Annotated in this window: 12 protein-coding genes and 1 riboswitch; of the genes, 3 read left to right on the top strand and 9 right to left on the bottom strand. The window is 71.4% G+C overall.

What is annotated here, in order from left to right:
* Positions 1–78 precede the first annotated feature (78 nt).
* Together P2L57_RS37640 and P2L57_RS37635 are read left to right on the top strand one after the other, a co-directional pair.
* Positions 79–810 (top strand): ABC transporter ATP-binding protein, encoded by a 732-nt coding sequence (locus P2L57_RS37640; RefSeq protein ID WP_275822647.1) that lies wholly within the window; start codon positions 79–81, stop codon positions 808–810.
* Positions 792–1,883, top strand: coding sequence for a hypothetical protein (locus tag P2L57_RS37635; RefSeq protein WP_275822645.1), 1,092 nt, complete (start codon positions 792–794; stop codon positions 1,881–1,883). The genes P2L57_RS37640 and P2L57_RS37635 overlap by 19 nt, the downstream gene beginning before the upstream one ends.
* A gap of 381 nt (positions 1,884–2,264) precedes the next feature.
* On the opposite strand, the gene P2L57_RS37630 is transcribed toward P2L57_RS37635, so the two are convergent.
* The 9 genes from P2L57_RS37630 to rpsB form a co-directional block, all read right to left on the bottom strand.
* Positions 2,265–3,023, bottom strand: coding sequence for an energy-coupling factor transporter transmembrane component T family protein (locus tag P2L57_RS37630; protein WP_275822643.1), 759 nt, complete (start codon positions 3,021–3,023; stop codon positions 2,265–2,267).
* Positions 3,020–4,423, bottom strand: coding sequence for an ABC transporter ATP-binding protein (locus P2L57_RS37625; protein ID WP_275822641.1), 1,404 nt, complete (start codon positions 4,421–4,423; stop codon positions 3,020–3,022). The genes P2L57_RS37630 and P2L57_RS37625 overlap by 4 nt, the downstream gene beginning before the upstream one ends.
* A gap of 15 nt (positions 4,424–4,438) precedes the next feature.
* Positions 4,439–5,035: an ECF transporter S component gene (locus P2L57_RS37620; protein ID WP_275822639.1), complete on the bottom strand. Its 597-nt coding sequence runs from the start codon at positions 5,033–5,035 to the stop codon at positions 4,439–4,441.
* A riboswitch (TPP riboswitch) is annotated at positions 5,026–5,133 on the bottom strand. Its footprint overlaps the gene before it by 10 nt.
* Positions 5,134–5,176: 43 nt before the next feature.
* Positions 5,177–6,283, bottom strand: coding sequence for a dual-specificity RNA methyltransferase RlmN (rlmN, locus tag P2L57_RS37615; RefSeq protein ID WP_275822637.1), 1,107 nt, complete (start codon positions 6,281–6,283; stop codon positions 5,177–5,179).
* 381 nt (positions 6,284–6,664) lie between these two features.
* Positions 6,665–7,762, bottom strand: coding sequence for a phosphatidate cytidylyltransferase (locus tag P2L57_RS37610; protein ID WP_275822635.1), 1,098 nt, complete (start codon positions 7,760–7,762; stop codon positions 6,665–6,667).
* Positions 7,762–8,319, bottom strand: coding sequence for a ribosome recycling factor (gene frr / locus P2L57_RS37605; protein ID WP_275822686.1), 558 nt, complete (start codon positions 8,317–8,319; stop codon positions 7,762–7,764). Before frr ends, P2L57_RS37610 begins: the two co-directional genes overlap by 1 nt.
* 155 nt (positions 8,320–8,474) lie before the next feature.
* Complete coding sequence (gene pyrH, locus P2L57_RS37600; protein ID WP_275822633.1) at positions 8,475–9,254, bottom strand: UMP kinase; 780 nt, start codon at positions 9,252–9,254, stop codon at positions 8,475–8,477.
* Between the two features lie 155 nt (positions 9,255–9,409).
* A complete protein-coding gene (tsf, locus tag P2L57_RS37595; protein ID WP_275822631.1) occupies positions 9,410–10,246 on the bottom strand; it encodes a translation elongation factor Ts in 837 nt (278 codons plus the stop codon).
* Positions 10,247–10,408: 162 nt separating this feature from the next.
* Positions 10,409–11,278, bottom strand: coding sequence for a 30S ribosomal protein S2 (rpsB, locus tag P2L57_RS37590; protein ID WP_275822629.1), 870 nt, complete (start codon positions 11,276–11,278; stop codon positions 10,409–10,411).
* Positions 11,279–11,860: 582 nt separating this feature from the next.
* On the opposite strand from rpsB, the gene P2L57_RS37585 reads away from it, so the two are divergent.
* Complete coding sequence (locus P2L57_RS37585; protein ID WP_275822627.1) at positions 11,861–12,577, top strand: murein hydrolase activator EnvC family protein; 717 nt, start codon at positions 11,861–11,863, stop codon at positions 12,575–12,577.
* Positions 12,578–12,984 lie beyond the last annotated feature (407 nt).

Genomic DNA, 12,984 nt, shown 5'->3' with positions numbered 1-12,984 from the left:
TCGTTCAACGGTGCGAAGGGGATCGTGCTTTCCCGGACCGGACTGTCCCGGCAACGACGAGCAGCGGAGGTGCGCGGCATGGTGGCCCCGCCGGACAACGACGTGCTGTGGGGGCGCGCCCTGCGCCACTCCTACCAGGGTTCGCCCGCCCTGCTCGGCGTCTCCATCGGAGTACGCGACGGGGAGATCCTGGGCATCGTCGGCCCGCGCGGCGCGGGCAAGACCACCTTGCTGCGCTGCCTGTCCGGGCAGTTGCTGCCGGAGCAGGGCGAGGTGTGGTTCAACAGCGCGCCCGTGCACACCCTGCCCGCCACCACCCGCGAACGGCTGCGCCGCGACCGCTTCGGCTGGGTGGGCAGCACTCCGCAGCTCGTCCCCGAGCTGACCGCGCGGGAGAACGCGGCGCTGCCACTGCTGCTGTCCGGCGCGACGTACCGCAGTGCGCGGGACTCCGCGCAGGAATGGCTGGACCGCCTCGATGTCGGCGACTGCGCCCGCAAACGCCCCGGGGAGCTGTTGCAGGCACAGCGCCAGCGGATCGCGATCGCCCGTTCGCTGGTCACTCTCCCGGAAGTGATCTTCGCCGACGAGCCGACGGCGCCGCTGCACCGCGCCGACCGGGCGCAGGTGCTGCGGACGTTGACCGCGGCGGCCCGCACCCATCGCATCACCGTTCTGCTGGCCACCCATGACCCGGAGGTGGCCGGGTTCGCTGACCGCACCGTCGCGCTGGTGGACGGCCAGCGGGCGGCGGCCCTGCCCGGCGGGCCCTGGCCGGAAGGTGTGGCGCCATGCTCAGCCTCCGCCTGATGCGCGGCGCGCGGCCGCTGTCACTGCTGCGGCGCCTGCTGGTCATGACGGCGTCCGCGGGCACCGGTTTCCTGTTGCTGGCCGCGGTCGGCCATGCCCTCGGCCACCCGCAGGACACCTCCGCCGGACTGCTGCGGCTGGCCTGGTGCCTGGTGCCGTTGGCGACCGCCGTCCATCTGTCGGTCGAGGTGTCCCGTACCGAGACCGGCGGTCAGTCGCATCCGGGACTGGTCGTCGCGGGCCTCGGCCAGGCGTGGCTGCCGGTGCTGGCCGCGGTGTCCACCGGGGTGACCTGTCTGCTGGGCAGCGGCATCGCGCTGGGGGCGTTCCTGTGCTTCCGCGAGCGGCTGGCGGGATCGATGCCGCTGCCGGTCGCGGGGATCGCCACGCTGCTGGTGGCGCTGCCACTGGCGGGCGCCGCCGCCTCGCTGTTCGCACTGCGGCCCAAGCGGCGGGCGGCCACCGCCTCCGGGCTGCCGTGGGGCGTCGCGCTCATCGCGGCCGGACTGGCCGTCGAGGTCTACGCGAGCCGATGGACCCGCCCGGCCGCCGGTACGGCGCTGCCGCTGCCCGGCGGCCTGGGCGCCATCGCGCCCGCAGTGCTGGTCGGCTGGACCCTCTCCGCCGCGGGTCTGGTGCTGGTCGGGCCGGGTCTTGTGCACTTCGCCGGGCGGCTGCTGGCGGTCTACCGGCCAGGAGCGGTACGGCTGTTGGCGGGCCGCTCGCTGCAGACGCGGGCACCGCGGGTGGGCCGTCCGCTGGGGGTGCTGTGCGCGGTGGCCTCGGCGGCACTCGCCGCGACGGTACTGCACGGGTCGGCGGCGCGGCCGCTCGGCCCGCTCACCGGGCTCGGCGCGGCCCTGATGCTCGCCTGCACCACGGCGACGGTGTGCACCGCCGCCGCCGAGTCCGCCCTTTCCCGCCACGACACCGCGGAAACCCTGGAAGACCTGGCCGCCCCGGGCCGCGTACTACGCAGCGCGGCGCTCCTGCGCCTCGCTGCCGTACTCATCGTCCTGGCCCCCGTCACCTGGGCGGTAGCCCAACTGGCGGCCCTTCCCCTACCCCACTGAACGATTGCCGCTTCGGCGGTTCTTGGGACGGGGTGCGGCCGGTTGAGACTCCGCCGGTCCGGTCCACGGGGGTTGCTCGCCGTCGCGGCGGACTTGTCGGGGACGCGCCCCCAACACCCCCATCCGGCCGGGGCGGGAGCCACACCCCAGCCCTGGGAGGCGCCGCTCCAGCGGATCCCGCTTGGAGCGCGGCGAGTTGGGACACCGCCGGTCCGGTCGGTGAGGGTTGCTCGCCATCGCTTGCCGGGGCGTGCCCCCAACGCTCCGATCAGCGGGGCGGAGCCCACCATTGATCCGCCGCGACGGTGAGCAACCACGGCGGGCCGGACCGGCGGTGTCCGAACCGACCGCAACGCGAAAGAGGGACCCACCGGCCGGCGATCAGCTGAACACCGGCCGGAAGGTGCCGGCCAGCACACTCACCGTCACCGCCAGCGCGGCGACCCCGCAGGTCGCCGCGATGAACGCGGTGTCGGTGCGGGTGAAGTGCTGGCGGCGCGCCGTCGTGCGGGGAATGCCGGAGTCGAAGCCTCGGGCGTCCATGGCGGTGGCCAGTCGGGTGCCGCGGCGGATCGCGCCGACCAGCAGCGTGAAGGTGGCGGAGGCGAACAGCCGCAGCCGCGCCACCGGGTTGCGCCCGGGGTCCACACCCCGGGCGCGCCGTGCGGCGTTGATCAGCCGCCACTCCTGCCCGAGCAGCGGCACCAGCCGCCAGGCGGCGAGCGTTCCGATGGCGAAGCGCGCGGAGACCCGGGCGTTCTGGACGAGCGCGTCGGCCAGATCGGTGGGGTCGGTGGTCGCGAAGACCAGCACACCGGGCAGTGCCACCGCCACGATCCGCAGGCCGAGCGCGAGGGCGTCGGTGAGGATGTGGTGGCGGTCCGCGGCGAACAGGAACAGGGTGAGGACCGCGCCGAGGACGCTGATCAGCAGCGGCCAGGCGCGCTGCGCCAGCACCCGGTAGCGGATGCCGAAGAGCGGGACGACGGCCAGTTCCACGGCGAGGGCGAGGGCCGGTGCCACCGGGTCCAGGCTGACGACCAGGGCGAGGGCGAGCACGGCCGCGGCGGCGAGTTTCGCCACGGGGTTGCGGCGGGCCAGCGGGGCCGCCGGGTCGGCGATCGGGGCGGCCCGGTTCATGCCGCCGCCAACCGGGCCGGCGCAAGGCGCAGTTCGCGCGCGTCCAGTGCGGTGAGGAAGTCGGCGTCGTGGGTGACGGCGACGACGCCGTGCCCCTCGTCGCGCAACTCGGCCAGCAGTGCCACGAGTTCGGTCCAGGTGCGCCGGTCCTGGCCGAACGTGGGCTCGTCCAGGATCAGCAGCCGGGGTGCGGCGGCCAGTGCGGTGGCCACGGACAGTCGGCGCTGTTCACCGCCGGACAGGGTGTGCGGATTGGCCTCGGCGAGGGCGTCAAGCCGCAGCCGTACCAGGAGTTCGTCGATCCGTACCGGCTGCGCGGCGCCGAGCATGAGCTCGTCGCGTACCTTCGCGGTGACGAACTGGTGCTCGGGGTTCTGGAAGACCGATCCGATCCGCCGTGCCAAGGCGGATGCCCGCCACTTGTGCGGTGGTACGGCGGCGTCGGCTCCGGCCAGCTCGGGTGTGGCGGTGACGCAGCCGCCGCTCGGCGCGAGCAGTCCGCCGAGCAGCAGGGCCAGGGTGGACTTGCCCGCGCCGTTGGGCCCGAGGACGGCGAGCGCTTCGGCGGCCCGTACCGTCACCCCGTCGAGTTCGTCGAAGACCGGCCGGTAGGCCAGGGATTCGGTGCGCAGCAGGGTTTCGCCGGGCGTCACGCGTGCCCGGTGGGCGGTCACCGGGTGGCCGGGCACCCAGACTCCGTCGGCGGCCAGCTGGTCGCCGTGGGTGGCGAAGACCCGTTCGGGCGGGCCGTCGGCGCGGATGCCGCCGCCGGGTTCGAGGACGATGACGCGGTCGAGCTGTCCGACGAGTTCGGCGATGCGGTGCTCGACGATGATCTGCGTGGTGTCCTCGATTCCGTCGAGTACCTCCCGTACCAGGTCGGCCCCGGCCGGGTCGAGGTTGGCGGTGGGCTCGTCGAGCAGCAGCAGTCCGGGGCGGGTGACCAGCGCTCCGGCGAGGGCGAGCCGCTGCTGCTCGCCACCGGACAGCGCGTTGCTGGCCCGCGTCGGCCCGTACGGGAAGCCGACGCGGCGCAGTGCGGCGTCGACCAGCCCTGGGATCTCGCCCGGCGGGGTGCCGCGGTTCTCCAGCCCGAAGGCGACGTCATCGCCCGCGCGCTCCATGACCAGTTGGGACTGCGGATCCTGGAAGACGATCCCGGTGCGCGGGCGGGCCTCGCGCGGATCCAGCCCGTCGATGTCGATGCTGCCCTCGCGCTCACCGGAGTCCGGCGGCAGCAGTCCGGCGAGGGCGGCGAGCAGCGTCGACTTGCCCGCGCCGGACGGGCCGAGCAGCGCTACACGTTCCCCGTGCCGGATCTCCAGGTCGATGCCGCGCACCGCCCATCGGCGGCGGCCGGCGTGCCGATGGCCGAATCCGCGCAGCCGTACCGTGCTCATGGATTGCCGGGGCGCTCAGACCGCGGCGCGTTCGCGACCGGACGGGAACGGGTCCAGGGCGCCCGTCTGGGCGAGGGACTTGGTCAGCGCGAGGCTGCCGAGGCCCGCGATGGCCGCGGAGCTGAGGGTGACGACGGCGGTGTAGCCGATCTGCCAGACCAGCGAGTCGGCCCCGTAGTACAGGGCGTTGTCCAGCAGCGAGGCGGCGATCCCGGCCAGCGCGCCACCGGCGAGCGCGGTCGGCCAGCGCCACACCCGGTAGCCGGTGAACGCGAAGCCGAACTCACCGGCCATGCCCTGCAGCACCCCGTACAGGAGGGTCACCAGGCCCCACGGGGAGCCGAAGAAGGTGGCGACGGTGGCGGCGACGACCTCGCAGAAGATGCCCGCGCCCGGCTTGCGGATGACCAGCGGGCCGAGCACGGCAGGGACCAGCCACACGCCGTAGATCAGCCCGCGGGCGGGCAGCGGAATGGCGCTGGCCACTCCGTCCCACAGCGAGTTCCAGGCCCAGAACACCACGCCGAAGGCGGCGCCGAGGACCGCGGCGACGACGATGTCGACGGTGCGCCACCTGGTGGCGGGCAGGCTGTTGGCATTGGCCGACTGCATGGCCGAGCTCCCTTCGCCGGCATGACCCGGATCAGGTTCGAGGGTCTGCGGCCACCGGCCGCACTCTCAGCGCTGGACGCGCTCCCCTGTCGGAAAGAATTCAGTTGCACATTTGTGCGAAGCTACGGTACCAGCGCGCCGTCAGCGCTCGGCAGCCGCCAGCTGTCCACAGGCTCCGTCGATCTCCTGGCCGCGGGTGTCCCGTACGGTCACCGGCACGCCGTGCGCCTCCAGGGCGCGGACGAAGGCCCGCTCGTCCTCGGGCCGCGAGGCGGTCCACTTGGAGCCGGGCGTGGGGTTGAGCGGGATCAGGTTGACGTGCACCCGGTGTCCCTTGAGCAGGCGGCCCAGCAGATCGGCCCGCCACGCCTGGTCGTTGATGTCCTTGATCAGCGCGTACTCGATGGAGATCCGGCGGCCGGAGGCCTCCGCGTAGTGCCAGGCGGCGTCCAGTACCTCGCGGACCTTCCACCGGGTGTTGACCGGCACCAGGGTGTCGCGCAGTTCGTCGTCGGGGGCGTGCAGGGAGACCGCGAGGCGGCACTTGAGGCCCTCGTCGGCGAACCGCAGCATGGCCGGGACCAGTCCGACGGTCGAGACGGTGATACCGCGCTGCGACAGCCCCAGACCGTCCGGCTCCGGGTCGGTGAGGCGGCGGATGGCGCCGATGACCCGGTTGTAGTTGGCCAGCGGCTCGCCCATGCCCATGAAGACGATGTTCGACAGCCGCGCCGGACCGCCCGGGATCTCCCCGTCCCGAAGCGACCGCATCCCGGCGACGATCTGGTGCACGATCTCCGCGGTCGACAGGTTGCGGGTCAGGCCCGCCTGCCCGGTGGCGCAGAACGGGCAGTTCATGCCGCACCCGGCCTGCGAGCTGATGCACATCGTGACCCGGTCCGGGTAGCGCATCAGCACGGACTCCACCAGCGTGCCGTCGAACAGCCGCCACAGGGTCTTGCGGGTGGTGTCGTCGTCGCACGAGATGTGCCGGACCACCGACATCAGATCGGGCAGCAGATCGGCGGCGAGCTTCTCGCGCGCCGCGGCCGGGATGTCGGTCCACTGCGCCGGGTCGTCCGCGTACCGCGCGAAGTAGTGCTGCGAGAGCTGCTTGGCGCGAAACGGCTTCTCGCCGAGTCCCGCGACCGCCTCCCGGCGCTGGGCGGGGTCGAGGTCAGCGAGGTGCCGCGGGGGCTTCTTGGCCCCGCGCGGCACGGCGAAGGTGAGTTCTCCAGGTGCAGGCATGGTTCGTCCAGTGTCGCAGATCGTCTTTCGCTACCCGGACGCCAGCGGTTTCGCCCGGGCCGCCAGAGGGCGACGGGGCCTGTTCGCGCTTGGTCACGTCCGCATGGCCGCAGCCATGGCGGCGGTGGCGGTCAACCGGCTCCGTACCACCCGCTCACGTTCCGCGGGGCCGGCCAAAACCTGTGCGGGGCACGCGAATCTTGTCCCTCACCGGCTCGGACCGGGTGAGTCGGCCCGTTGGCGCGGGGTGACGACCAGGGACAGCGGACGACACGTGCCGCCCGCGGCCCGACCGCTCGACGGGGAACGCCGACAGAGCCCGCGGGCGAAGGCCGCTCGCTCATCGAATCCGCAAGCGGCCGGAGGCGAACAGGCGGCGGATCAAACAGCCCCGACGAAGATCACCAGCAGTAGCCAGACCACCGGCGCGGTGGGCAGCAGTGAGTCCAGCCGGTCCATGATCCCGCCGTGGCCCGGCAGCAGCGTTCCCATGTCCTTGATGCCCAGATCCCGCTTGATCATGGATTCGCCGAGGTCGCCGAGGGTGGCACTGGCGGCGACCGCGAGCCCCAGCAGCAGGCCCTGCCACCACACGCCGCGGTCGATGAGGAACTGCATCGACAGCGCGCCCGCTGCCATCGCGAAGGTGACCGCGCCGACCAGACCCTCGCGGGTCTTGCCCGGGCTGATCCGGGGCGCCAGCTTGTGCCTGCCGAACCGCCAGCCCACCGCGTAGGCGCCGGTGTCGCTGACCACGGTGAGCAGCAGGAAGACGAAGACCCGCCACGGCCCGTCGTCCGCGGCGAGCATCATCACCACGAACGTGGCCAGGAACGGCACGTAGAACGCGGCGAACAAGCCCGCGGTGACATCCCGCAGATAGTTCTCCGGCGGCTGGGTCATCCGCCAGACCAGCACCGCGAGCGCGGTGAGCGCCATCGCCACCCAGGCACCCTCGGCGTCCCGTAGGTATCCGGCGATGACCATCGCCGTGCCGCCGACCGCGAGCGGCACCAGCGGCACCCGGATGCCCTTGCGCTCGGACAGACGGCTCGTCAGCTCCCACAGGCCCACGATCACCGCGAGCACGACCACACCGACGAAGACGGCCTTCACCACGAAGAGGGAAGCGATGACGGCGGCGCCGAGTCCGACACCGACCCCTATCGCGGCGGGCAGGTTACGGCCCGCCCTCTTCTTCGTACGGGCGGCCCGGCGCCCGCCCGGTGGGGCGGACGCACCCGGTCCGGAACCGCCGTCCGCGGCGCCGGGGGGCGGCGTCGCGGAGGAATGGCGCTCCGGCGGCACGGGGGACTCGTCCCGGAACTGCGGGCCGCCGGCGGCGTCCGGTACTGGTGGCATGGGTCGAGTCTGCGCCGCCTCCCCGCCGTCGTAGACAGGACCCGCCGAGACATGCGGCTGCTCGGGGGCCCTCCAGTAACCGGCGCCCGGCGAGGACCCCCGTGAAGAGTCGTTCATCAGACCTCTAGCAGCTCTGCTTCCTTGTGCTTGAGCAACTCGTCGACCTGCGCCACGTACTTGGCGGTGGTGTCGTCGAGCTCCTTCTCGGCGCGGCGCACCTCGTCCTCGCCGGACTCCTTGTCCTTGACGAGCTTGTCGAGCGACTCCTTGGCCTTGCGCCGGACGCTGCGGATCGAGATCTTCGCGTCCTCGCCCTTGCCCTTGGCGACCTTGATGTAGTCCCGGCGGCGCTCCTCGGTCAGCTCCGGGAACACCACCCGAATGATGTGGCCGTCGTTCGACGGGTTGACGCCCAGGTCGGAGTCGCGGATCGCCTGCTCGATGTTGCGCAGCGCGCTCTTGTCGAACGGGGTCACCACGGCCATCCGCGGCTCGGGCACCGAGAAGGACGCCAGCTGGTTGATGGGCGTCATGGCGCCGTAGTAGTCCGCCACGATCTTGTTGAACATCGCCGGGTGCGCACGCCCGGTGCGGATCGCGGCGAAGTCCTCCTTGGCGACCACGACGGCCTTTTCCATCTTCTCCTCGGCTTCGAGGAGGATCTCTTCGATCACCATGTGCTCCTGGTCTTCATCATGAGCAGAGTCTCGCCCCTGCGTGCGCGCGTCTTCCCTGCACGGTGTCGAACCGAGCAGCGTGTTGTCCATCCCCGTGCCGGACTGTTCGGTCCGCCGCGGGGTTGTCATGCCCCTGGTCCCGGGGGTCGTCCTCAGTCCCGGGTGCCGTGCTCGCTCACCAGCGTGCCGATCTTCTCACCCTTCACGGCACGGGCGATGTTCCCCTCAGCGAGGAGTTCGAAGACCAGGATGGGCAGTTTGTTGTCCCGGCACAGCGTGATCGCGGTGGCGTCGGCGACCTTCAGGTCACGGGCGAGCACCTCGTCGTACTCCAGGGCGTCGAACTTGACCGCGTCCGGGTTGACCTTCGGGTCGGAGTCGTAGACGCCGTCGACACCGTTCTTGCCCATCAGGATCTCCTCCGCGTGGATCTCCAGAGCACGCTGCGCGGCGGTGGTGTCGGTGGAGAAGTACGGCATCCCCATGCCCGCGCCGAAGATGACGACACGGCCCTTCTCCAGATGCCGCACGGCCCGCAGCGGAATGTACGGCTCGGCGACCTGGCCCATGGTGATGGCGGTCTGCACCCGGGTGTCGATGCCCTCCTTCTCCAGGAAGTCCTGCAGGGCAAGGCAGTTCATGACGATGCCGAGCATGCCCATGTAGTCCGAACGCGCCCGGTCCATACCGCGCTGCTGCAGCTCGGCGCCGCGGAAGAAGTTGCCGCCACCGATCACCACGGCGATCTGCGTCCCGCCTCGGACCACCGCGGCGATCTCCCGCGCGATCTTGTGCACGACATCGGGGTCGACGCCGAGGCTGCCGCCGCCGAACGCCTCACCGGAAAGCTTCAGCAGGAACCGGCGCGGCTTGCCGCCGCCGTTGTCACTCTTGTCGGCCGTCGAATCGCCGGTGCGGTCGTCCTGATCCATGGAGTTCTCCTCGTGCACATACGAAGGAGGCCATTGCCGCGGGTCCCGTTGAGTTCCCATGACGGCAATAGCCTCCTCGTCACAACTGCGGCCGGCCGGCCAGCGGCCGACCGCGATCGACCCTGGCAGGGTCGCGGGTCTTACGCTTGCGCGACTCAGACGCCGACGCGGATGCGCGCAAAGCGCTTCAGCGTGACGCCCGCCTCGTCCAGCACCTTCTTGACGGACTTCTTGTTGTCCTTGGCGAAGGGCTGGTCCAGCAGCACGTTCTCCTTGTAGAAGCCGGTCACCCGACCCTCAACGATCTTGGAGAGCGCAGCCTCGGGCTTGCCCTCCTCGCGCGCGGTGGCCTCGGCGACGCGGCGCTCGTTCTCCACGGTCTCGGCCGGAACGTCCTCGCGGGTGAGGAACTTCGGCGAGAACGCGGCGATGTGCTGCGCGACGTCCTTCGCGACCTCGGCGTTCTCCTTGTCCAGCTCGACCAGCACGCCGACCTGCGGCGGCAGGTCCGGGCTGGTGCGGTGCATGTACGCGGCGACGAAGCCGTCGGTGAACTGCGCGAAGCGGTCGAGGACGATCTTCTCGCCGAGGGTGGCGTTGGCCTCGTCCACGAAGGCCTGCACGGTCTTGCCGGGCTCGATCTCGGAGGCGAGCAGCGCCTCGAGGTCGGCGGGGCTGGTCTTCGCGACGTGGGCGGCCAGCGCGTCGGCGACGGCGACGAACTTGTCGCCCTTCGCGACGAAGTCCGTCTCGCACTTCAGCTCGAGCAGCACACCGGAGTTGTTGTCGGCGGCGATGATCGAGACGACAGCACCGTTCTCGGCGCTGCGGCCCTCGCGCTTGGCGACGCCCTTCTGGCCCTTGACCCGGAGGATCTCGACAGCCTTGTCGACGTTGCCCTCGGCCTCGTCCAGCGCCTTCTTGCAGTCCATCATGCCGGCGCCGCTGAGCTCACGGAGCTTCTTGACGTCGGCGGCGGTGAAGTTCGCCATGGTCCCTGGAATCTCTTCTCGGAAAGTCGGGGTCTACCACCGGTGATCAGTTCCTGAACGGTTTCGCCGATCAGGCGATTCACCGGTGAACGGCGGGGGCCGGTCCTTGTGGGAAAGACCGCCCCCCGCCGCGTCCAGCCGTGGTGAGCCGGTAGGTACGGCTCAGGCCTGGTCGCCCTCGGCGGCCGGCTTCTCGGCCTCGGGGGCCGGCTTCTCGGCCTCGGCAGCCTCGGCGGCCGGAGCCTTCTCCTCGGTGGTCTGGGCCTTCTCACCCTCGAGCAGCTCGCGCTCCCACTCGGCCAGCGGCTCGGCCGGGGCGGCCTTGTCACCGGTGGCGGCACCGGAGCGGGCGATCAGGCCCTCGGCGACGGCGTCGGCGATCACGCGGGTGAGCAGGGTGACGGAGCGGATCGCGTCGTCGTTGCCCGGGATCTTGTAGTCGACCTCGTCCGGGTCGCAGTTGGTGTCGAGGATCGCGACGACCGGGATGCGCAGCTTGCGCGCCTCACCGACGGCGATGTGCTCCTTCTTGGTGTCCACGATCCACACGGCGCTGGGGACCTTCGCCATGTCGCGGATACCGCCGAGGGTCTTCTCGAGCTTGTTCTTCTCACGCTCGAGGACCAGGAGCTCCTTCTTGGTGAGGCCGGAGGCGGCCACATCCGTGAAGTCGATCTCCTCGAGCTCCTTCAGGCGCTGCAGGCGCTTGTAGACGGTCGAGAAGTTGGTGAGCATGCCGCCCAGCCAGCGCTGGTTGACGTAGGGCATACCAACGCGGGTCGCCTGCTCGGCGATGGCCTCCTGGGCCTGCTTCTTCGTACCGACGAAGAGGATGGAGCCGCCGTGCGCGACGGTCTCCTTGACGAACTCGTAGGCGCGGTCGATGTACGACAGCGACTGGAGCAGGTCAATGATGTAGATGCCGTTGCGCTCGGTGAAGATGAAGCGCTTCATCTTCGGGTTCCAACGGCGGGTCTGGTGCCCGAAGTGGACGCCGCTCTCCAGCAGCTCCCGCATCGTGACGACGGCCATGGCCGTGCTCCTTGGGTACTCGGTTCCGTGGCCGCCGGGCGGCTGCCACGCCTGACGCCCCGACGCGCCATGCCGCGGGAGGTTCGCGCTGACGCGAGTCTTCCGAGGACCGAGGGACGCGGCCGCCGTGCTGCCCATGACGTTCATGACGTGGGCTGATGCGACGGTGGCGGGGCGTGCGAAGTCGACCCGGTGGCCCGGGTCGCCAGGGAAATTGTACGGGACCGGCGAGGCGCCGGGCGACACGGCCGTTTCCAGCGGAATTCGACCCCTTGACGAGCGCCGATCAATTTCACCCGCACGAGTGGCCCGGTTATCCACACTCCCCTACTTCTCCACAGCTGACGTCCATGATCATCCCGCGCCGCGCCAGCACGGGACGGTGGAGCCATGCGGACAACAGACCAGCCGAAGGAAGACCAGCCGACGGCAGACCAGCCGAGGACAGATCGCAAGACGAACACGAGAAACCTGGGGACGGCCAAGGCGGGGGGTGAGGCGGGCAAGGCGGGTGAAGGGGAACGGGAAGGCGGCAAGCCCTGCGCGTGGGGCTTGGGGTGGACTCGCTTAGCGATCACAGGCGTGGCGGCCGTCGTCCTGGCGGTACTTCCGGCCGGCCGGGCGGCCAGCGCGACCGCATCGGACGGCCAGCACGCCTGGCCGGTGACTGGCCCCGGCGGCCGCGAGCCGCCCACGGTGGTACGCGGCTTCGAACCACCGCCGCTCCCCTGGGCCCCCGGCCACCGCGGAGTCGACCTGTCGGCCACCGCTGGCACCCCGGTACACGCCGCGGCACCAGGACGAGTGACCTTCACGGGCACCGTGGCGGGCCAGGGCGTGCTGACGATCGAACTCTCCGGCACCGGAACGCCCCCGCTCCGCACCACCTACGAACCCGTCCACGCAACGCTCCCCGTCGGGACCGAGGTCGCCGCGGGACAACCGGTGGGCACCCTCCGACCCGGCCCCTTCCACTGCCCATCGGGCTGCCTGCACTGGGGCCTGCTACGAGGCGACGTCTACCTGGACCCGCTGTCGCTGATCCCGCCGGACATGCGACGGCACGGCCCATCACGCCTGCTTCCGGTCATCGGCATCGATGCACCGCGGACGTCGGCAGTGTGGGGCGTCGCGTTGAGTGCGGCTGCGGTTGGTGGAGCCGGTGCGGGAGGTGCGGACACGGCGGGGGCCGCGATGGGGGTGGGTGCGGGAGTGGCTGGGGTCGTGGGGGCGGCAGTGCTTTCGGTGAGGGGGGTGGGGTGGTTCCGGCGGCGGTGGCTGAGGGTCTGGAGGCGGTGACTGGTGGGGTGAGGCTGGTGGCGTGGGGGCGGCCGGGTGAGTCCGGTGATGGCGGGTGCGGGCGTCGGTGATCGGCGTGTGGATGGCCGGGCGCTGGCGCGGCGCGCGAAGTGCTCGCCCGGCGGAGCAGGGGCGGCACGGCTCGGCGGCGTGCGGGCACGGGACGGAGAGGTGCCGCGACGGTGGAGCGGGGTGCGGGCACAGCAGCGCGGGATGCTGGCGCGGTGGGGTCGAGGTGGGGGCACAGCAGCGCGGAATGTTGGCGCGGCTGAGTGGGTGCCGGCACGACGGGGCCGGTGATACGCCGCAGAGCAAGTGTGCTGCGTCGCTGAACGGGTTTGCTGCGCCGCTGAGGCGCCGGGCGATGCGCCGCGCACGGCAGGTCAGCATGTGGGGCTGAGGTACAT

Origin of the sequence: Streptantibioticus ferralitis, from assembly GCF_029223525.1 — a bacterium.
In the GTDB taxonomy this organism is placed as follows: domain Bacteria; phylum Actinomycetota; class Actinomycetes; order Streptomycetales; family Streptomycetaceae; genus Streptantibioticus_A; species Streptantibioticus_A ferralitis.
Note: the sequence above shows the minus strand (reverse complement) of the source record. Positions and strands in the feature narration are given on the sequence as shown.

Coding starts and splice junctions, on each gene's coding strand:
- P2L57_RS37640 (WP_275822647.1), top strand. CDS start 79: ATGGTGGCCCCGCCGGACAACGACGTGCTGTGGGGGCGCGCCCTGCGC.
- P2L57_RS37635 (WP_275822645.1), top strand. CDS start 792: ATGCTCAGCCTCCGCCTGATGCGCGGCGCGCGGCCGCTGTCACTGCTG.
- P2L57_RS37630 (WP_275822643.1), bottom strand. CDS start 3,023: ATGAACCGGGCCGCCCCGATCGCCGACCCGGCGGCCCCGCTGGCCCGC.
- P2L57_RS37625 (WP_275822641.1), bottom strand. CDS start 4,423: ATGAGCACGGTACGGCTGCGCGGATTCGGCCATCGGCACGCCGGCCGC.
- P2L57_RS37620 (WP_275822639.1), bottom strand. CDS start 5,035: ATGCAGTCGGCCAATGCCAACAGCCTGCCCGCCACCAGGTGGCGCACC.
- rlmN (WP_275822637.1), bottom strand. CDS start 6,283: ATGCCTGCACCTGGAGAACTCACCTTCGCCGTGCCGCGCGGGGCCAAG.
- P2L57_RS37610 (WP_275822635.1), bottom strand. CDS start 7,762: ATGAACGACTCTTCACGGGGGTCCTCGCCGGGCGCCGGTTACTGGAGG.
- pyrH (WP_275822633.1), bottom strand. CDS start 9,254: ATGGATCAGGACGACCGCACCGGCGATTCGACGGCCGACAAGAGTGAC.
- tsf (WP_275822631.1), bottom strand. CDS start 10,246: ATGGCGAACTTCACCGCCGCCGACGTCAAGAAGCTCCGTGAGCTCAGC.
- rpsB (WP_275822629.1), bottom strand. CDS start 11,278: ATGGCCGTCGTCACGATGCGGGAGCTGCTGGAGAGCGGCGTCCACTTC.